This window comes from Bartonella machadoae, from assembly GCF_022559585.1.
GTDB lineage: Bacteria > Pseudomonadota > Alphaproteobacteria > Rhizobiales > Rhizobiaceae > Bartonella > Bartonella machadoae.
The window spans coordinates 1025474-1041219 of record NZ_CP087114.1; the positions used below are offsets into that span (position 1 = coordinate 1025474).

The 15746-nt window shown below is 42.0% G+C and carries 26 protein-coding genes; all 26 read left to right on the forward strand.

What is annotated here, in order from left to right; genetic code table 11:
* The first annotated feature begins 7 nt into the window (after positions 1 to 7).
* The 26 genes from fusA (at position 8) to rpsM (ending at position 15641) form a co-directional block, all read left to right on the forward strand.
* Positions 8 to 2092 (forward strand): elongation factor G, encoded by a 2085-nt coding sequence (gene fusA, locus LNM86_RS04810; protein WP_241438643.1) that lies wholly within the window; start codon positions 8 to 10, stop codon positions 2090 to 2092.
* Positions 2093 to 2152: 60 nt separating this feature from the next.
* Complete coding sequence (gene tuf, locus LNM86_RS04815) at positions 2153 to 3328, forward strand: elongation factor Tu (protein ID WP_144756285.1); 1176 nt, start codon at positions 2153 to 2155, stop codon at positions 3326 to 3328.
* Between the two features lie 67 nt (positions 3329 to 3395).
* Positions 3396 to 3704, forward strand: a complete 309-nt coding sequence (gene rpsJ / locus LNM86_RS04820; protein WP_005773267.1) for a 30S ribosomal protein S10 — start codon at positions 3396 to 3398, stop codon at positions 3702 to 3704.
* Between the two features lie 27 nt (positions 3705 to 3731).
* Positions 3732 to 4472: a 50S ribosomal protein L3 gene (rplC, locus tag LNM86_RS04825; protein WP_241438644.1), complete on the forward strand. Its 741-nt coding sequence runs from the start codon at positions 3732 to 3734 to the stop codon at positions 4470 to 4472.
* Entirely contained in the window at positions 4472 to 5092 is a 621-nt protein-coding gene (gene rplD, locus LNM86_RS04830; RefSeq protein WP_241438645.1) for a 50S ribosomal protein L4, read from the forward strand. Before rplC ends, rplD begins: the two co-directional genes overlap by 1 nt.
* On the forward strand, positions 5089 to 5382 hold the full coding sequence (locus LNM86_RS04835) for a 50S ribosomal protein L23 (RefSeq protein ID WP_241438646.1): 294 nt from the start codon (positions 5089 to 5091) through the stop codon (positions 5380 to 5382). Before rplD ends, LNM86_RS04835 begins: the two co-directional genes overlap by 4 nt.
* Positions 5383 to 5402: 20 nt before the next feature.
* A complete protein-coding gene (gene rplB / locus LNM86_RS04840; RefSeq protein WP_241438647.1) occupies positions 5403 to 6236 on the forward strand; it encodes a 50S ribosomal protein L2 in 834 nt (277 codons plus the stop codon).
* A gap of 15 nt (positions 6237 to 6251) precedes the next feature.
* On the forward strand, positions 6252 to 6530 hold the full coding sequence (gene rpsS, locus LNM86_RS04845; protein WP_004855734.1) for a 30S ribosomal protein S19: 279 nt from the start codon (positions 6252 to 6254) through the stop codon (positions 6528 to 6530).
* 2 nt (positions 6531 to 6532) lie between these two features.
* Complete coding sequence (gene rplV, locus LNM86_RS04850) at positions 6533 to 6922, forward strand: 50S ribosomal protein L22 (RefSeq protein ID WP_241438648.1); 390 nt, start codon at positions 6533 to 6535, stop codon at positions 6920 to 6922.
* On the forward strand, positions 6922 to 7632 hold the full coding sequence (gene rpsC / locus LNM86_RS04855) for a 30S ribosomal protein S3 (protein WP_241438649.1): 711 nt from the start codon (positions 6922 to 6924) through the stop codon (positions 7630 to 7632). Before rplV ends, rpsC begins: the two co-directional genes overlap by 1 nt.
* Positions 7633 to 7668: 36 nt before the next feature.
* Entirely contained in the window at positions 7669 to 8082 is a 414-nt protein-coding gene (gene rplP, locus LNM86_RS04860) for a 50S ribosomal protein L16 (protein WP_004859191.1), read from the forward strand.
* 12 nt (positions 8083 to 8094) lie between these two features.
* Positions 8095 to 8295: a 50S ribosomal protein L29 gene (gene rpmC, locus LNM86_RS04865; RefSeq protein ID WP_241438650.1), complete on the forward strand. Its 201-nt coding sequence runs from the start codon at positions 8095 to 8097 to the stop codon at positions 8293 to 8295.
* Positions 8296 to 8306: 11 nt separating this feature from the next.
* A complete protein-coding gene (gene rpsQ / locus LNM86_RS04870) occupies positions 8307 to 8546 on the forward strand; it encodes a 30S ribosomal protein S17 (protein WP_241438653.1) in 240 nt (79 codons plus the stop codon).
* Positions 8547 to 8692: 146 nt separating this feature from the next.
* Positions 8693 to 9061: a 50S ribosomal protein L14 gene (gene rplN, locus LNM86_RS04875; RefSeq protein WP_241438654.1), complete on the forward strand. Its 369-nt coding sequence runs from the start codon at positions 8693 to 8695 to the stop codon at positions 9059 to 9061.
* A 12-nt stretch (positions 9062 to 9073) separates the two neighbouring features.
* A complete protein-coding gene (rplX, locus tag LNM86_RS04880; protein ID WP_241438655.1) occupies positions 9074 to 9388 on the forward strand; it encodes a 50S ribosomal protein L24 in 315 nt (104 codons plus the stop codon).
* Positions 9381 to 9938 carry a 50S ribosomal protein L5 gene (gene rplE, locus LNM86_RS04885; protein ID WP_241438656.1) on the forward strand — a complete coding sequence of 186 codons (558 nt, stop codon included), beginning with the start codon at positions 9381 to 9383 and terminating at the stop codon, positions 9936 to 9938. The genes rplX and rplE overlap by 8 nt, the downstream gene beginning before the upstream one ends.
* Positions 9939 to 9962: 24 nt before the next feature.
* The gene (gene rpsN, locus LNM86_RS04890; RefSeq protein WP_241438657.1) at positions 9963 to 10268 is read left to right on the forward strand and encodes a 30S ribosomal protein S14; all 306 of its coding nucleotides are present in this window, start codon (positions 9963 to 9965) and stop codon (positions 10266 to 10268) included.
* Between the two features lie 14 nt (positions 10269 to 10282).
* A complete protein-coding gene (gene rpsH / locus LNM86_RS04895) occupies positions 10283 to 10681 on the forward strand; it encodes a 30S ribosomal protein S8 (RefSeq protein ID WP_241438658.1) in 399 nt (132 codons plus the stop codon).
* 37 nt (positions 10682 to 10718) lie between these two features.
* Positions 10719 to 11252, forward strand: a complete 534-nt coding sequence (rplF, locus tag LNM86_RS04900; RefSeq protein ID WP_241438659.1) for a 50S ribosomal protein L6 — start codon at positions 10719 to 10721, stop codon at positions 11250 to 11252.
* A gap of 12 nt (positions 11253 to 11264) precedes the next feature.
* Entirely contained in the window at positions 11265 to 11627 is a 363-nt protein-coding gene (rplR, locus tag LNM86_RS04905; RefSeq protein ID WP_241438660.1) for a 50S ribosomal protein L18, read from the forward strand.
* Positions 11628 to 11741: 114 nt separating this feature from the next.
* Positions 11742 to 12281 (forward strand): 30S ribosomal protein S5, encoded by a 540-nt coding sequence (rpsE, locus tag LNM86_RS04910; protein WP_241438661.1) that lies wholly within the window; start codon positions 11742 to 11744, stop codon positions 12279 to 12281.
* A 31-nt stretch (positions 12282 to 12312) separates the two neighbouring features.
* Complete coding sequence (gene rpmD / locus LNM86_RS04915) at positions 12313 to 12519, forward strand: 50S ribosomal protein L30 (protein ID WP_241438662.1); 207 nt, start codon at positions 12313 to 12315, stop codon at positions 12517 to 12519.
* Between the two features lie 20 nt (positions 12520 to 12539).
* On the forward strand, positions 12540 to 13019 hold the full coding sequence (rplO, locus tag LNM86_RS04920) for a 50S ribosomal protein L15 (protein WP_241438663.1): 480 nt from the start codon (positions 12540 to 12542) through the stop codon (positions 13017 to 13019).
* Between the two features lie 153 nt (positions 13020 to 13172).
* Complete coding sequence (gene secY, locus LNM86_RS04925) at positions 13173 to 14519, forward strand: preprotein translocase subunit SecY (RefSeq protein ID WP_241438664.1); 1347 nt, start codon at positions 13173 to 13175, stop codon at positions 14517 to 14519.
* Positions 14516 to 15094, forward strand: a complete 579-nt coding sequence (locus LNM86_RS04930) for an adenylate kinase (RefSeq protein WP_241438665.1) — start codon at positions 14516 to 14518, stop codon at positions 15092 to 15094. The genes secY and LNM86_RS04930 overlap by 4 nt, the downstream gene beginning before the upstream one ends.
* A 178-nt stretch (positions 15095 to 15272) precedes the next feature.
* Positions 15273 to 15641 carry a 30S ribosomal protein S13 gene (rpsM, locus tag LNM86_RS04935; protein ID WP_241438666.1) on the forward strand — a complete coding sequence of 123 codons (369 nt, stop codon included), beginning with the start codon at positions 15273 to 15275 and terminating at the stop codon, positions 15639 to 15641.
* Positions 15642 to 15746 lie beyond the last annotated feature (105 nt).

The following is a 15746-nucleotide window of genomic DNA, read 5'->3' on the forward strand; positions in this document are numbered from 1 at the left end:
AAATACAATGGCTCGCGAATATAAAATTGAAGACTATCGTAATTTTGGTATCATGGCGCATATTGATGCCGGTAAGACTACGATGACTGAGCGTATTTTGTTTTACACGGGGAAAAATCATAAAATTGGTGAAACCCATGATGGTGCTTCTACGATGGATTGGATGGAGCAGGAACAAGAGCGTGGTATCACCATTACATCTGCTGCGACAACAACCTTTTGGGAAGGACGTGATGGTAGGAAGCGGCGCTTTAATATCATTGATACGCCAGGGCACGTTGATTTTACCATCGAGGTTGAGCGTTCTTTGCGTGTTCTTGATGGTGCGATAGCGTTGTTGGACGCAAATGCTGGTGTGGAGCCTCAAACGGAAACTGTTTGGAGACAGGCTGAGAAATATCGTGTGCCACGCATGGTTTTTGTTAATAAAATGGATAAGATAGGTGCTGATTTCTATCGTAGTGTAGAAATGGTTGGTTCGCGGTTGGGGGCTAAGGCGCTTGTTTTGCAGTTGCCAATTGGTGCTGAAAATGATTTCGAAGGTGTTGTTGATCTCGTTGAAATGCAGGCGTTGAAGTGGGATGGTTCCATTGGTGCTTCGGCGGTTGTTGGTGAAATTCCGTCTGATTTAAGAGAGAAAGCGGAAGAGTATCGCGAGAAATTAATTGAGATGGCAGTTGAGGTTGATGAAGCTGCAACGGAGGCTTATTTGGAAGGTGTTATGCCAACCAATGAAGAGCTTGTTGCTCTTATTCGTAAGGGAACAATAGAAGTTCAGTTTCATCCGGTTTTGTGTGGTACGGCCTTTAAAAACAAGGGTGTTCAGCCACTGTTAGATGCTGTTGTTTCTTATCTTCCTTCTCCGGTTGATGTTCCTGCGATTAGTGGTGTCGATGTGAAGACTGAGGCTGAGGCAACACGCGAATCTTCGGATGATGCTCCCCTTTCTATGCTTGCTTTTAAGATTATGAATGACCCATTTGTTGGCTCATTAACTTTTTGTCGTATTTATTCCGGTAAAGTGCAAAAAGGTGTTTCTCTTGAAAATACAGTGAAGAGAAAGAAGGAACGTTTAGGGCGTATGCTTCAGATGCACTCGAATTCTCGTGAGGATATTGAAGAAGCTTTTGCTGGCGATATTGTTGCTCTTGCAGGGCTTAAGGAAACAACGACTGGTGATACTCTTTGTGATCCTTTAAAGCCTATTATTTTAGAGCGGATGGATTTTCCAGAGCCTGTTATTGAGATTGCGATTGAGCCAAAAACAAAAGCAGATCAAGAGAAAATGGGTATAGCGCTCAATCGTTTGGCGGCTGAAGATCCTTCATTTCGAGTGAAATCTGATGAGGAATCTGGGCAGACTATTATAGCTGGAATGGGTGAACTTCATCTTGATATTATTGTTGATCGTATGCGGCGTGAGTTTAAAGTTGAGGCAAATATTGGGCAGCCTCAAGTTGCTTATCGTGAATCAATTACCAAAATGGCAGAAATTGATTATACGCATAAGAAGCAATCTGGTGGTGCTGGGCAATTTGCTCGTGTAAAAATTATTTTTGAGCCTCATGAAGGTGATGATTTTATTTTTGAATCAAAGATTGTTGGTGGAGCCGTTCCTAAGGAATATATTCCAGGTGTTCAAAAGGGGATTGAGAGTGTTATGGGGTCGGGACCTCTTGCAGGATTCCCTATGCTTGGTGTAAAAGCGACTTTGATTGATGGTGGTTATCACGATGTTGATTCTTCCGTTTTGGCTTTTGAGATTGCTGCTCGTGCTGCTTTTCGTGATGGAGCAAAGAAGGCTGGTGCACAGCTTCTTGAACCAATTATGAAGGTGGAGGTTGTCACTCCGGAAGATTATGTTGGTGATGTTATTGGGGATCTAAACTCTCGTCGTGGTCAGATTTCAGGAACTGAGGCGCGTGGTATTGCCACGGTTGTAAATGCAATGGTTCCTTTGGCTAATATGTTTGGTTATGTGAATACTCTTCGTTCGATGAGTCAGGGACGTGCACAGTATACGATGCAGTTTGATCATTACGAGCCCGTTCCTTCGGCTGTTGCTTTGGAGATTCAAAAGAAATACGCATAATTTTATTACGTCATTAATTTTTAACTTAGTCCTTATTTGGACAGAAAATGGAGAGCTCAAATGGCAAAGAGCAAATTTGAACGTACGAAGCCGCATGTTAATATTGGTACGATTGGTCACGTTGACCATGGGAAGACGTCATTGACAGCAGCAATTACAAAATATTTTGGTGAATTTAAAGCATATGACCAAATTGATGCAGCACCAGAGGAGCGTGCCCGTGGAATTACCATTTCTACAGCACATGTTGAGTATGAAACAGAGAAAAGGCACTATGCGCACGTTGATTGTCCTGGTCACGCAGATTATGTGAAAAACATGATCACGGGAGCGGCACAGATGGATGGAGCGATTTTGGTTGTTTCTGCTGCTGATGGTCCTATGCCTCAGACACGTGAACATATTCTTCTTGCGCGCCAAGTTGGTGTTCCAGCAATTGTGGTTTTTCTAAATAAGGTTGATCAAGTTGATGACGCTGAGCTTTTGGAGCTTGTTGAACTTGAAGTCCGTGAGCTGTTATCAAAATATGATTTTCCAGGAGATGAGATCCCAATTGTGAAAGGTTCTGCGTTGGCTGCCCTTGAAGATAAAGATAAAAGCATTGGTGAAGATGCGGTTCGTCTTTTGATGAGCGAAGTTGATAATTATATCCCTACACCAGAGCGTCCTGTTGATCAGCCATTTTTGATGCCAATTGAGGATGTTTTTTCGATTTCAGGTCGTGGTACGGTTGTTACTGGTCGTGTTGAGCGTGGTGTTATTAAGGTTGGAGAAGAAATCGAAATAATAGGGATTCGTCCTACGTCTAAGACGACGGTTACAGGTGTTGAAATGTTCCGTAAGCTTTTGGATCAAGGACAAGCAGGTGATAATATTGGTGCACTGCTTCGTGGTGTTGATCGAGAAGGGATTGAACGTGGTCAGGTTTTGGCAAAACCTGGTTCAGTTACACCGCATACGCGTTTTAAAGCAGAGGCTTATATTTTGACGAAAGATGAAGGTGGTCGTCATACTCCATTTTTCACGAATTATCGTCCGCAATTTTACTTCCGTACGACGGATGTTACGGGGATAGTGACGCTTCCAGAAGGAACAGAGATGGTTATGCCTGGTGACAATGTTGCGATGGATGTTTCTTTGATTGTTCCCATTGCGATGGAAGAGAAACTTCGTTTTGCTATTCGTGAAGGCGGTCGTACTGTTGGTGCTGGTATCGTTTCTAAGATCATTGAGTAAAGAGTGGTTGTTAAAAAAAACGCCTTGTTATTAAGAGGCGTTTTACATGACAGGGAAATAAGAGAGCATGAACAGTCAAAATATCCGCATTCGCTTGAAAGCATTTGATCACAGGATTCTTGATACATCGACACGTGAAATTGTGTCGACTGCTAAGCGTACTGGTGCAAATGTCCGTGGTCCTATTCCGCTTCCAACGCGGATTGAGAAGTTCACAGTGAATCGTGGACCGCACATTGATAAGAAGAGTCGTGAGCAGTTTGAAATGCGCACACATAAACGTCTTCTTGATATTGTTGATCCAACACCACAAACAGTGGATGCGCTTATGAAGCTCGATCTTTCTGCTGGTGTGGATGTAGAGATTAAGCTCTGAGGTTTGAGGACAGAAGGAACAGACCCGATGCGTTCAGGTGTAATAGCACAGAAGCTGGGCATGACCCGAATTTATAATGAAGCTGGTGAGCACGTGCCGGTAACAGTGCTTCGTTTGGAGAATTGTCAGGTTATTGCTCAGCGTACAATTGAAAAGAATGGTTATACTGCTGTTCAACTAGGTGTAGGCTTTGCTAAAGTTAAAAATACTTCGCAAGCTCTTCGTGGGCATTTTGCTAGAGCTTCTGTTGAGCCAAAAGCAAAAATAGCGGAGTTTCGTGTAAGTCCCGACAATCTTCTTGATGTCGGTACTGAGATTACCGTGGAACATTTTGTTCCAGGTCAGCGCGTTGATGTGACCGGTACGAGTATTGGTAAAGGTTTTGCTGGTGTTATGAAGCGGCATAATTTTGGTGGGCATCGTGCATCCCATGGTAATTCAATCACACATCGTGCCCATGGATCGACAGGGCAATGTCAAGATCCGGGAAAGGTGTTTAAAGGTAAAAAAATGGCTGGTCATATGGGGCATGTTCGTGTGACGACGCAAAATATTGAGGTTGTTTCTACAGATATTGAGCGTGGTTTGATTTTGGTCCGTGGTGCTGTTTCTGGCTCTAAAGGTGCTTGGATTTTAGTACGCGATGCTATAAAGAAACGTCTTCCTGATAATGCACCTAAACCCGCTGGTATTCGCCGTCTTGAGAAAGAAAAAACGGAAATGGTTGCTCCAGTGATGGAAACCTCTGGAATTGAGGGAGCCGAGTAATGGATCTTGTAATTAAAACCCTTGATGGGAATGAAGCTGGTAAACTAAAGGTTTCTGAAGGTATTTTTGGTCTTGTTCCACGTGAAGATATTTTGCAACGTGTTGTTCGTTGGCAACTTGCTCGTCGTCAACAGGGGACGCATCAATCGCAAGGACGGTCTGATGTGTCGCGTACAGGAGCAAAGATGTTTAAACAAAAAGGAACAGGGCGTGCTCGCCACTCGTCTGCTCGTGCACCACAGTTTCGAGGTGGTGGTAAGGCGCATGGTCCTGTATTTCGTAGCCATGCGTATGATCTTCCCAAAAAGGTTCGTGCGCTTGGAGTACGTCTTGCTTTGTCGGCAAAATTAAAAGCAAATGATTTAATTGTTGTTGATGATTTGAGTGTTAAGGATGCGAAAACGAAGGGGCTTGTTTCTCGTTTTTCTAAGCTCGGTTTTGATAATGCTCTTTTAGTGGGTGGCAAAGAAATTGATGTTCATTTTTCTCGTGCCGCATCTAATATTCCTAATATTGATGTTTTACCAATTCAGGGGATTAATGTTTATGATATCTTGCGTCGCAGCAAACTTGTTTTATCAAGAGCAGCTGTAGAGGCTCTTGAGGAGCGTTTTAAATGACAGACCTTCGCCATTATGATATAATTGTTAGCCCAGTTATTACTGAAAAGTCGACTATGATTTCTGAATATAATCAAGTTGCTTTTAATGTTGCACCGAAAGCAACAAAGCCTGAAATTAAAGCGGCTGTTGAAGCGCTTTTTAGCGTTAAAGTTAAAGCAGTCAATACGATAGTTCGTAAGGGCAAGGTAAAGCGTTTCAAAGGCATTGTTGGTCGGCAAAATGATGTCAAAAAAGCGATCGTAACGCTGGCTAGTGGTCAGTCTATCGACGTTTCAACAGGCCTTTAAAGGGGTTCGGAGATAAGATAATGGCACTTAAGCATTTTAATCCAACGACACCTGGACAGCGTCAACTTGTTATTGTCGAGCGCTCTTCTCTTTATAAAGGTAAGCCTGAGAAGACGTTAACAGAAGGGCTGTCGTCAAAAGGTGGGCGCAATAATCGTGGTCGTGTTACTGCTCGTTTTCAGGGTGGTGGGCATAAACGCAGCTATCGGTTTGTTGATTTCAAGCGTCTCAAACGTGATGTTAGTGCGAAAGTTGAACGTTTGGAATATGATCCAAATCGGACTGCTTTTATTGCATTGATCCGTTATGAAGACGGCCAGTTAAGTTATATACTTGCGCCACAGCGTCTTGGTATTGGTGATTTTATTATAGCCGGTTCAAATGTCGATGTAAAACCAGGCAATGCGATGCCTCTTGGGAATATGCCGGTTGGTACGATTATTCATAATGTTGAAATGAAACCGGGGAAAGGTGGTCAAATTGCCCGTTCAGCTGGCACTTATGCGCAGTTGGTTGGACGTGATCAAGGGATGGCTATTCTTCGTCTTAATTCTGGAGAACAGCGTTTGGTATCTGGTCGTTGCTTTGCAACTGTTGGTGCAGTTTCAAACCCTGATCATGGCAATATTAATGATGGTAAGGCAGGACGGTCACGTTGGCGTGGTAAGCGTCCACATGTTCGTGGTGTTGCTATGAATCCAGTTGATCATCCACATGGTGGTGGTGAGGGTCGTACATCAGGGGGGCGTCATCCAGTGTCTCCTTGGGGTAAACCTACAAAAGGTAAGCGTACGCGCTCCAATAAAGCCACTGATAAGTTTATTATGCGCACGCGTCATCAGCGCAAGAAATGAGAAAGGTAGTCTGAAGTGGTTCGTTCAGTTTGGAAAGGTCCGTTTGTTGACGGCTATCTTCTTGGAAAAGCAGAAAAGGTTCGTGCAAGTGGCCGCAATGAAGTTATTAAAATATGGAGTCGTCGCTCTACTATTTTACCGCAATTTGTTGGTTTAACTTTTGGTGTTTACAACGGTAATAAGCATATCCCTGTTTCTGTTTCTGAAGAGATGGTAGGGCATAAGTTTGGTGAGTTTGCTCCCACTAGGACTTATTATGGGCATGGTGCAGATAAGAAAGCGAAGAGGAAATAGGGATGGGAAAAGCTAAAGTTCCGCGCCAGCTTAAGGATAACGAAGCAAAAGCGGTTACTCGAACAATTCGTGTTAGTCCGCAGAAACTTAATTTGGTCGCTGCAATGATTCGTGGTAAAAAAGTTAGTGTAGCGCTTGCTGATTTGACGTTTTCACGTAAACGTATTGCTGAAACTGTGAAAAAAACTCTTGAATCAGCGATTGCAAATGCAGAAAATAACCACGATCTTGATATTGATTCGCTTATTGTTGCGGAAGCTTATGTTGGTAAGTCGATAGTGATGAAACGTTTTCATGTTCGTGGTCGTGGACGTGCTAGTCGAATTGAACGTCCATTTTCGCATCTTACTATTATTGTTCGTGAAGTTACCGAAAAAGTGGAGGCCGCATAATGGGTCAGAAGATCAATCCAATCGGACTTCGTCTTGGAGTTAATCGGACTTGGGATTCCCGTTGGTATGCTGATAGTGGTGAATATGGACGTCTTCTTCATGAGGATTTGGCGATTCGTTCATATGTGCTTGAAGAGTTAAAGCAGGCGGCTATTTCTAAGGTTGTTATTGAACGTCCCCATAAAAAATGTCGTGTAACGATTCATTCAGCGCGTCCTGGTCTGATTATTGGTAAAAAAGGTGCTGATATCGAGAAGCTTCGTCGTAAGCTTTCGGAAATGACAAATGCTGAGACTTCATTGAATATCGTGGAAATTCGTAAGCCGGAAATTGATGCTACGATTATTGCACAATCAATTGCTCAGCAGTTAGAACGTCGTGTTGCTTTTCGGCGTGCGATGAAGCGTGCTGTTCAATCCGCTATGCGTCTTGGAGCAGAAGGAATTCGTATCAACTGTTCTGGTCGTCTTGGTGGTGCTGAAATTGCTCGTATGGAGTGGTATCGTGAAGGTCGTGTTCCGCTTCATACCTTGCGTTCTGATGTTGATTACGGTACAGCAGAAGCTAAGACCGCTTATGGTATTTGTGGTGTTAAAGTTTGGGTCTTTAAAGGTGAGATCCTTGAACATGACCCGATGGCTTCAGAACGTCGTGCTACAGAAGCAGATCATTCTGGTTCTTCATCGAATCGTCGTCGCGAAAATGCTTAGTTTTTGTGATTAAACTAAAATTTGGAGTAGAGAGCAATGTTGCAGCCAAAGCGCACAAAGTTCCGTAAACAATTTAAGGGCCGTATTCACGGTGTTTCAAAAGGTGGTACGGATTTGAATTTCGGTGCTTACGGACTGAAGGCTGTAGAGCCTGAGAGGATTACTGCCCGCCAAATTGAAGCGGCGCGTCGTGCCATTACACGTTATATGAAGCGTTCTGGTCGTGTGTGGATTCGTATTTTTCCAGATCTTCCCGTGACATCTAAACCGACTGAGGTCCGTATGGGTAAAGGTAAGGGAAGTGTTGATTATTGGGCGACTCGTGTTGCACCTGGGCGTATCATGTTTGAACTTGATGGGGTTCCTGAGGATGTGGCGCGTGAAGCATTAAGATTGGGTGCTGCAAAGTTACCTATTAAAACGCGTTTCATACAGCGTATTGCTGAATAAAGAGGTAAAGCGATGAGAGCCACAGAGTTACGGGCGCAAACGCTCGACCAAATGAAAGATGAATTGGTTAAGTTGAAGAAAGAGCAGTTTAATTTGCGCTTTCAGAAAGCAACGGGTCAATTGGAAAAGACTGCACGTGTTAGGCAGGTTCGTCGTGATATCGCGCGTGTTAAAACTTTTCTTCGTCAGAAGATAAACGAAAGTAAGGTTTGAGGAAATAAGAGATGCCTAAACGCATTTTGCAGGGTGTTGTCGTAAGCGACAAGAGTGATAAAACTGTGGTTGTTAAAGTAGAGCGGCGCTATTCTCATCCGCTTCTTAAGAAGACTGTTAGAAAGTCTAAGAAATATAAGGCACATGATGAGGATAACCAATTTAAAATTGGAGATCAGATTTTTATCCAAGAGTCTAAACCAATTTCGAAAGATAAGTGTTGGGTTGTTCTTAAAAGCAGTGTAGCGTAGTTAATGAGGTTTATTGTTATAAAAGTTAACGGTAGATTTCTTTCTATTGATGGTTTTTGAGTAATAGCTTTATGGTTATTTGGCAGGTAAATCCGGGTGTGTTAGAGGCATAACCGGATATCAGTGTTAAGAGAAGGTGGCCAGTCATGATTCAGATGCAAACAAACCTCGACGTTGCCGATAATTCAGGTGCTCGTCGTGTCATGTGCATCAAAGTGTTAGGCGGTTCAAAGCGTAAATATGCTTCGGTCGGTGACATTATTGTTGTTTCGGTTAAGGATGCTATTCCTCGTGGCCGTGTTAAAAAAGGTGATGTGATGAAAGCTGTAGTGGTTCGCACTGCTAAAGATATTCGTCGCGTAGACGGTAGTGTTATTCGTTTTGATAGTAATGCTGCTGTTTTGGTTGATAATAAGAAAGAGCCGATCGGTACACGTATCTTTGGACCCGTTCCTCGCGAACTTCGTGGTAGGAATCATATGAAGATCATTTCCCTCGCTCCTGAAGTGCTCTAAGGAGTGGTTGTTATGCAAAAGATTCGAAAAGGTGATAAAGTCGTTGTTTTATCCGGTAAGGATAAAGGATGTAGTGGTGAAGTAATTAAGGTGAATCCAAAAGAAAATAAGGCTGTTGTTCGTGGCGTTAATATGGTTAAACGTCATCAACGTCAGACACAAAAACAAGAGGCTGGAATTATTTCTAAGGAAGCTCCAATTCATCTATCTAATTTGGCGATTGCTGATCCTAAAGATGGTAGGCCTACACGTGTAGGTTTTCGTATGAATGCAGATGGTAATAAGGTTCGTTTTGCCAAGCGTTCGGGAGAGTTGATTAATGGCTGAAGAAAAACAAACACCACGCATGAAAACGCATTATTTTGAAGTGGTTCGTAAAGCGTTGCAAGAAAAGTTTAATTATAAGAATGCGATGCAAATTCCGCGGGTTGATAAAATTGTGGTTAATATGGGAATTGGTGAAGCAACTGCCGATTCTAAAAAACCGTCTATTGCTGCAGGGGATTTGGGGTTGATAACAGGTCAGAAGGCTGTTGTTACCCGCGCACGTAATTCCATTGCGACCTTTAAGGTTCGTGAAGGGATGCCACTTGGGGCTAAAGTTACATTGCGTAAAGATCGCATGTTTGAATTTTTAGATCGTCTTGTTACGATTGCACTTCCACGGGTTCGTGACTTTCGTGGTTTGAACCCAAAAAGCTTTGATGGTCGTGGTAATTTTGCTATGGGTATTAAAGAACACATTGTGTTTCCAGAGATCAATTATGATAAAGTTGATCAAATTTGGGGCATGGATATTATCGTTTGTACGACAGCAAAAACGGATGATGAGGCACGTGAATTGTTGCGTGCTTTTAATTTTCCTTTTCGTTCGTAACGGCAAATGTAGCGAGGTAGGATTATGGCCAAAGTAAGTGCTGTTGAAAAAAATAAGCGTCGTGAAGCAATGGTGAAACGTTATGCTGCACGTCGTGCGCGTTTGAAAGCAATCGTTATGGATCAGAAGGTTTCTCTTGAAGAGCGTTTCAAAGCTTCTGTTCAATTAGCAGGGTTGCCACGTAATTCTGCAAAGGTTCGTGTTCGTAATCGTTGTGAGGTTTCGGGACGTCCACGGGCTTATTATCGTAAACTAAAAATGTCGCGAATTGCATTGCGTGAACTTGGCTCTATAGGCCATATTCCAGGCATTGTTAAATCTAGTTGGTAAGAGGAGATTACTCAATGTCTATGTCAGATCCTCTTGGTGATATGTTAACGCGTATTCGTAATGCGCTTGGTCGTAAAAAAAACAAAGTGGTTACACCTGCTTCTAAGCTTCGTGCACACGTTCTTGATGTTCTTCAGTCTGAAGGTTATATTCGTGGTTATAAGCAAGTCGATTTAGGTGGTGGAAAAGCTGAAATTGAAATCGAGTTGAAATATTTTGAAGGATTGGCTGCTATTCGTGAGGTTTCACGTGTTTCAAAGCCGGGTCGTCGTGTCTATGTTTCTGCTAAATCCATTCCTCAAGTGGCAAATGGTCTTGGTATTTCAATTTTATCCACTCCTAAAGGCGTTATGGCAGATCATGAAGCACGTGAACAGAATGTTGGTGGAGAACTCCTTTGTCGTGTTTTCTAAGTAATGTTAAGAAAACAGAAAAAAGTAGGTGAGAATAATGTCTCGTATTGGAAAAAAACCCATTTCAATTCCTTCTGGAGTTACCGCAACTGTTGAAGGACAGTTGGTTAAGGCAAAGGGTCCAAAAGGTGAGCTGAGTTATGTTGTTAATGATGAAGTTCTCGTGAAATTTGAGGAAAACTTTATAATGGTTTCACCGCGGGATCAATCAAAAGATGCACGCTCTAAATGGGGAATGTCACGCTCAATGATTGAAAATATTTTTTGTGGTGTGAAAGATGGTTTTGAAAAGAGGTTGGAAATCAATGGGGTTGGTTATCGTGCGGCTTTACAGGGAAAAGATATTCAGCTGTCGTTAGGTTTTTCCCACGATGTGATTTATAAAGTGCCATCAGGGATTACTGTGACGGTTCCTAAACCTACAGAAATTGTTATTTCTGGGATTGATAAACAGCAGGTTGGGCAAGTTGCAGCAGAAATTCGCGAATATCGTAGACCTGAGCCTTACAAAGGTAAAGGCGTCAAGCATGCTGATGAGCGTATCTTTCGTAAAGAAGGTAAAAAGAAATAAGGATTTTGTATTATGGTTTCTTCTAAGGACATTATCCAGCGTCGTGCACGACGTGTTCGTCGTAAAGTCAAAATGGTTTCTAGTGGTCGTCCACGCCTTAGTGTTTATCGTTCGAATCAGAACATTTATGCTCAAATTATTGATGATTCTCGTGGGCATACCCTTGTTTCGGCATCTACCCTTGAAGGTGAATTAAAAAAGTCATTAAAAAGTGGTGGTGATAAAGAGGCAGCTTTTGCTGTTGGTAAATTAATTGCGGAGCGTGCAAAAGAAGCCGGTGTTAATGAAGTGGTTTTTGACCGTGGAGCGTATGTGTATCATGGTAGAGTGAAAGCTTTGGCTGAAGCTGCTCGTGAGTGTGGGTTGAACTTCTAAAGTGTTTTATTTAAAAACTGAAGTAAGAAGATTTTAAGGTATTTCATATGGGTTCTTCTAGTATTAAAGGAGAACTTTGTTATAGTGCTTCCGGAAAAGAAAAAGGAATGAGGAATGGCACAGAAAGAGCGTGATGAGCGTGAAAGTGAATTTGTCGATAGACTTGTTCATATCAATCGTGTTGCTAAAGTTGTGAAGGGTGGACGCCGTTTTGGTTTTGCTGCTCTTGTTGTTGTTGGAGATCAAAAAGGTCGTGTTGGTTTTGGTCATGGTAAAGCACGTGAAGTGCCAGAGGCTGTTCGTAAAGCTACAGAAGCAGCAAAGCGTGGAATGATTTATGTTCCATTACGGTCTGGACGTACATTGCATCATGATCTTGAGGGACGTCATGGGGCAGGTCGTGTTTTGTTACGTTCGGCTTCTGCTGGTACTGGTATTATCGCTGGTGGACCAATACGCGCTATTTTTGAAACGCTTGGTATGCAGGATGTTGTTGCAAAATCACTCGGTTCGTCGAATCCATATAATATGGTACGTGCAACATTTGATGCGTTGAAAAATCAAATGCATCCTAGAGATATTGCGGCGCAACGTGGTATCAAATATTCGACTTTACAGGCACGGCGTCGTCATTTAGTTGATGCGGAAGGGTAGTTTCTGAGATTATCAGAAAAGGAATGTGGAAATGGTTCAGAAAAAATCTCAGAGTGGTAAAACTGTGACGATAGAACAAATTGGAAGTCCAATTCGGAATTCACAGATTCAGCGTGCAACCTTGAAGGGACTAGGATTAAATAAAATGCACCGTCGGCGTGTTTTAGAAGATACCCTTTGTGTGCGGGGGATGATTGCTAAGGTTAGCCATCTTGTTCGTGTTATAGATGAAGGTTAAAGGTTGCGGGAGTAAAAGATATGAGACTCAATGAGCTGCGTGATCGTGAAGGCGCAACAAGAGATCGTAAACGTGTTGGACGTGGTATTGGTTCTGGTACCGGCAAAACAGGCGGTCGTGGTGTAAAAGGGCAAAAATCACGTTCTGGTGTTTCGCTTAATGGTTTTGAAGGTGGGCAAATGCCTATTTATCGGCGTTTGCCAAAGCGTGGTTTCAGAAATTTCTTTGCTAAAACGTATAATGAGGTTTCTCTAGCACGTATTCAGTTGGCAGTTGATGCAGGTAAGCTGAATGTTGAGAAGCCTATTGATATTGTTTCTTTGAAAGAAGCTGGTATTATCCGTCGGGTCAAGGATGGGGTACGCCTTCTTTCTGATGGTGAATTGAAAGCAAAAATTATAGTTCATGTTTCCGGTGCTTCTAAGGCCGCTTGTGTTAAGGTTGAAAAAGCTGGTGGGCAAGTTGTTTTTCCTGAGGTTGTTCCAGTAAGCTCGTTTTGATGTGAAAGATGCTCTAGGGAAATTTAGGTGCTTTATTGAAGGGGCCTTTTAGGGAGAGTTTTTAAGTTTTGCATTTTTTATGTATGACAATGTAAATTTTAAGGGTTATACTTCTGTGATTTAGAGAACTGGAGTGTAAATGGGAGACGTTTTATGGCATCAGCGGCAGAGCAGTTTGCTTCCAATGTGAGCTTTGGTACTTTTGCGCGTGCAATCGAATTGAAAAAGCGCATTTGGTTTACTTTAGCAGCGCTTCTTGTCTATCGCTTTGGTACTTATATCTCTCTTCCTGGTATCAATATTGATTCTTTACGACAGACATTTGAACATCATGCATCTGGTGTCTTAGGATTGTTTAATATGTTTGCCGGAGGTGCTGTTGGGCGTATGGCAATTTTCGCATTGGGTATTATGCCATATATATCAGCTTCCATTATCGTGCAGTTATTAACTTCAGTGATTCCTTCCTTAGAAACTCTCAAAAAAGAGGGTGAACTTGGCCGTAAAATTATTAATCAGTATACGCGTTATGTAACAGTGGTTTTGGCAATTTTGCAGGCATTTGGTATTGCCGTTGCGCTTGAAACTGGCATAGGAACAGGACTCCAAATTGTTGTTGAACCCGGTCTTATGTTTCGTATTTCTTCTGTTATTACCCTTGTTGGTGGAACGATGTTTCTCATGTGGCTTGGTGAACAGATTACTTCACGTGGTGTTGGTAATGGGGTATCCCTTATTATTTTCACAGGTATTGTTGCTAATCTCCCTTCTACTTTTGCCCAATTGTTGACTGCTCATAGTCAGGCTGATTTGTCAACTTTTTTGCTGATAGGAATTGTTCTTATCGCGGTTTCTGTTATTGGAGTTATTGTTTTTGTAGAACGTGCACAACGGCGAATTCTTATTCAATATCCAAAACGTCAGGTTGGTAATCAAATTTTTCAAGGCGATATGTCACATCTGCCTTTAAAATTGAATATTGCTGGTGTTATTCCCCCCATTTTTGCTTCATCTTTATTATTGTTGCCTGCAACTATTAATAATTTTTCTGATAAAATGCCTCAATGGATGCAGGCTATTTCTTATTCTCTTAGTCACGGACAACCGCTTTATATGGTTGTTTATGCACTTTTGATGGGGTTCTTTTGCTTTTTTTATACGGCGATTGTGTTTAATCCAAGTGATACAGCAGACCAGTTAAAAAAACATTCTGGTTTTATTCCTGGAATTCGTCCTGGTGAGCGTACGGCTGAATATATTGATTATGTTTTGACACGTATTACGGTTGTCGGAGCGGTGTACATTATTTTGGTCTGTTTATTGCCTGAATTTATGATATCTGCGTTACAGGTTCCTTTTTATCTTGGAGGAACATCTTTGTTGATTGTTGTTACTGTTACGCTTGATACAGTTGCTCAAATTCAGGGGCATCTTGTTGCCCATCAATATGAAGGTTTGATTAAAAAATCAAAACTTCGTGGAGGTAGAAGGAATCGATGAGAGTTATTCTTTTAGGACCTCCAGGGGCTGGAAAAGGCACACAGGCTAAAATATTGACTGAGAAGTATCACATTCCTCAGTTGTCAACAGGTGATATGTTGCGTGAAGCAATTGCCAAGGAGACAGAAGTTGGAAAAAAGGCCAAAGCGATTATGCGTTCTGGTGCTTTGGTTTCGGATGATATTGTTAATCAAATTGTATCAGATCGCATTGATGAAAGTGATTGTGTAAACGGTTTTGTTTTGGATGGATATCCTCGGACTGTAGGACAGGCAGAAGCATTGCAAAGGATTTTACAGTCAAAAAATATGCGACTTGATGCTGTTATCGAATTGAAGGTTGATGAGAATGCGCTGATTGAGAGAATGAAGAAGCGCGTTGAGGAAACTATAGCTGCTGGTGAGCAGGTCCGTTTAGATGATAATTCTGTCGCATTTGCGAAGCGATTGGTCGAATATCGTGAAAAAACAGCTCCTCTCTCAAAATTTTATTCAGGAAGAGGATTGTTGAAGGTCATTGATGGGATGATCGGTATTGATGAAGTTTCACGCGTGATTAGGGAGTTTCTTCAATAACATTTTTTTTAGAAATAAATGAAAAGTGTTGACTTTTTTTGTAATATCTATCAAAAGAAGTCTAATTTATTTCAGTGAGATATTAAGATTCGGTGTGTGTTTGTATCGGATCATCTTTTTCTGTAAGGTGCATCAGGTATTTTACAGCTAATGTCAATATAAATCAAGGAGAGTAGGCGTGGCTCGTATTGCTGGCGTCAATATCCCGACAAATAAGCGTGTCATTGTTGCGCTTCAGTATATTCATGGGATTGGACCAAAATTTGCTCAAGAAATTACTAAAAAAGTTGGTATTCCTATAGGGCGTCGTGTTCATGAGCTTTCTGATGCAGAGGTATTGCAAATCCGTGAAGCGATAGATCAGGGTTATCAAGTTGAGGGTGATCTTCGGCGTGAAGTTGCTATGAATGTTAAACGTTTGATGGATCTTGGTTGTTATCGTGGTTTGCGCCATCGTCGTTCTTTACCTGTTCGGGGGCAACGTACGCATACAAATGCGCGTACGCGTAAGGGACCAGCTAAGGCAATCGCAGGTAAGAAAAAATAACAGTTTTTTAGAAAAGAAGGTTTGTTTTTTAAAGTGTTTTGTTTCTTGTTTATTCATTTTTAATGAGAACAAGGAAGGTGGAGCTGCTGGTGTTACGGCAGTGGA

Bases quoted from the DNA above. Each gene is read 5' to 3' on its own strand.
- fusA (WP_241438643.1), top strand. From the start codon at position 8: ATGGCTCGCGAATATAAAATTGAAGACTATCGTAATTTTGGTATCATG.
- tuf (WP_144756285.1), top strand. From the start codon at position 2,153: ATGGCAAAGAGCAAATTTGAACGTACGAAGCCGCATGTTAATATTGGT.
- rpsJ (WP_005773267.1), top strand. From the start codon at position 3,396: ATGAACAGTCAAAATATCCGCATTCGCTTGAAAGCATTTGATCACAGG.
- rplC (WP_241438644.1), top strand. From the start codon at position 3,732: ATGCGTTCAGGTGTAATAGCACAGAAGCTGGGCATGACCCGAATTTAT.
- rplD (WP_241438645.1), top strand. From the start codon at position 4,472: ATGGATCTTGTAATTAAAACCCTTGATGGGAATGAAGCTGGTAAACTA.
- LNM86_RS04835 (WP_241438646.1), top strand. From the start codon at position 5,089: ATGACAGACCTTCGCCATTATGATATAATTGTTAGCCCAGTTATTACT.
- rplB (WP_241438647.1), top strand. From the start codon at position 5,403: ATGGCACTTAAGCATTTTAATCCAACGACACCTGGACAGCGTCAACTT.
- rplV (WP_241438648.1), top strand. From the start codon at position 6,533: ATGGGAAAAGCTAAAGTTCCGCGCCAGCTTAAGGATAACGAAGCAAAA.
- rpsC (WP_241438649.1), top strand. From the start codon at position 6,922: ATGGGTCAGAAGATCAATCCAATCGGACTTCGTCTTGGAGTTAATCGG.
- rplP (WP_004859191.1), top strand. From the start codon at position 7,669: ATGTTGCAGCCAAAGCGCACAAAGTTCCGTAAACAATTTAAGGGCCGT.
- rpmC (WP_241438650.1), top strand. From the start codon at position 8,095: ATGAGAGCCACAGAGTTACGGGCGCAAACGCTCGACCAAATGAAAGAT.
- rpsQ (WP_241438653.1), top strand. From the start codon at position 8,307: ATGCCTAAACGCATTTTGCAGGGTGTTGTCGTAAGCGACAAGAGTGAT.
- rplN (WP_241438654.1), top strand. From the start codon at position 8,693: ATGATTCAGATGCAAACAAACCTCGACGTTGCCGATAATTCAGGTGCT.
- rplX (WP_241438655.1), top strand. From the start codon at position 9,074: ATGCAAAAGATTCGAAAAGGTGATAAAGTCGTTGTTTTATCCGGTAAG.
- rplE (WP_241438656.1), top strand. From the start codon at position 9,381: ATGGCTGAAGAAAAACAAACACCACGCATGAAAACGCATTATTTTGAA.
- rpsN (WP_241438657.1), top strand. From the start codon at position 9,963: ATGGCCAAAGTAAGTGCTGTTGAAAAAAATAAGCGTCGTGAAGCAATG.
- rpsH (WP_241438658.1), top strand. From the start codon at position 10,283: ATGTCTATGTCAGATCCTCTTGGTGATATGTTAACGCGTATTCGTAAT.
- rplF (WP_241438659.1), top strand. From the start codon at position 10,719: ATGTCTCGTATTGGAAAAAAACCCATTTCAATTCCTTCTGGAGTTACC.
- rplR (WP_241438660.1), top strand. From the start codon at position 11,265: ATGGTTTCTTCTAAGGACATTATCCAGCGTCGTGCACGACGTGTTCGT.
- rpsE (WP_241438661.1), top strand. From the start codon at position 11,742: ATGGCACAGAAAGAGCGTGATGAGCGTGAAAGTGAATTTGTCGATAGA.
- rpmD (WP_241438662.1), top strand. From the start codon at position 12,313: ATGGTTCAGAAAAAATCTCAGAGTGGTAAAACTGTGACGATAGAACAA.
- rplO (WP_241438663.1), top strand. From the start codon at position 12,540: ATGAGACTCAATGAGCTGCGTGATCGTGAAGGCGCAACAAGAGATCGT.
- secY (WP_241438664.1), top strand. From the start codon at position 13,173: ATGGCATCAGCGGCAGAGCAGTTTGCTTCCAATGTGAGCTTTGGTACT.
- LNM86_RS04930 (WP_241438665.1), top strand. From the start codon at position 14,516: ATGAGAGTTATTCTTTTAGGACCTCCAGGGGCTGGAAAAGGCACACAG.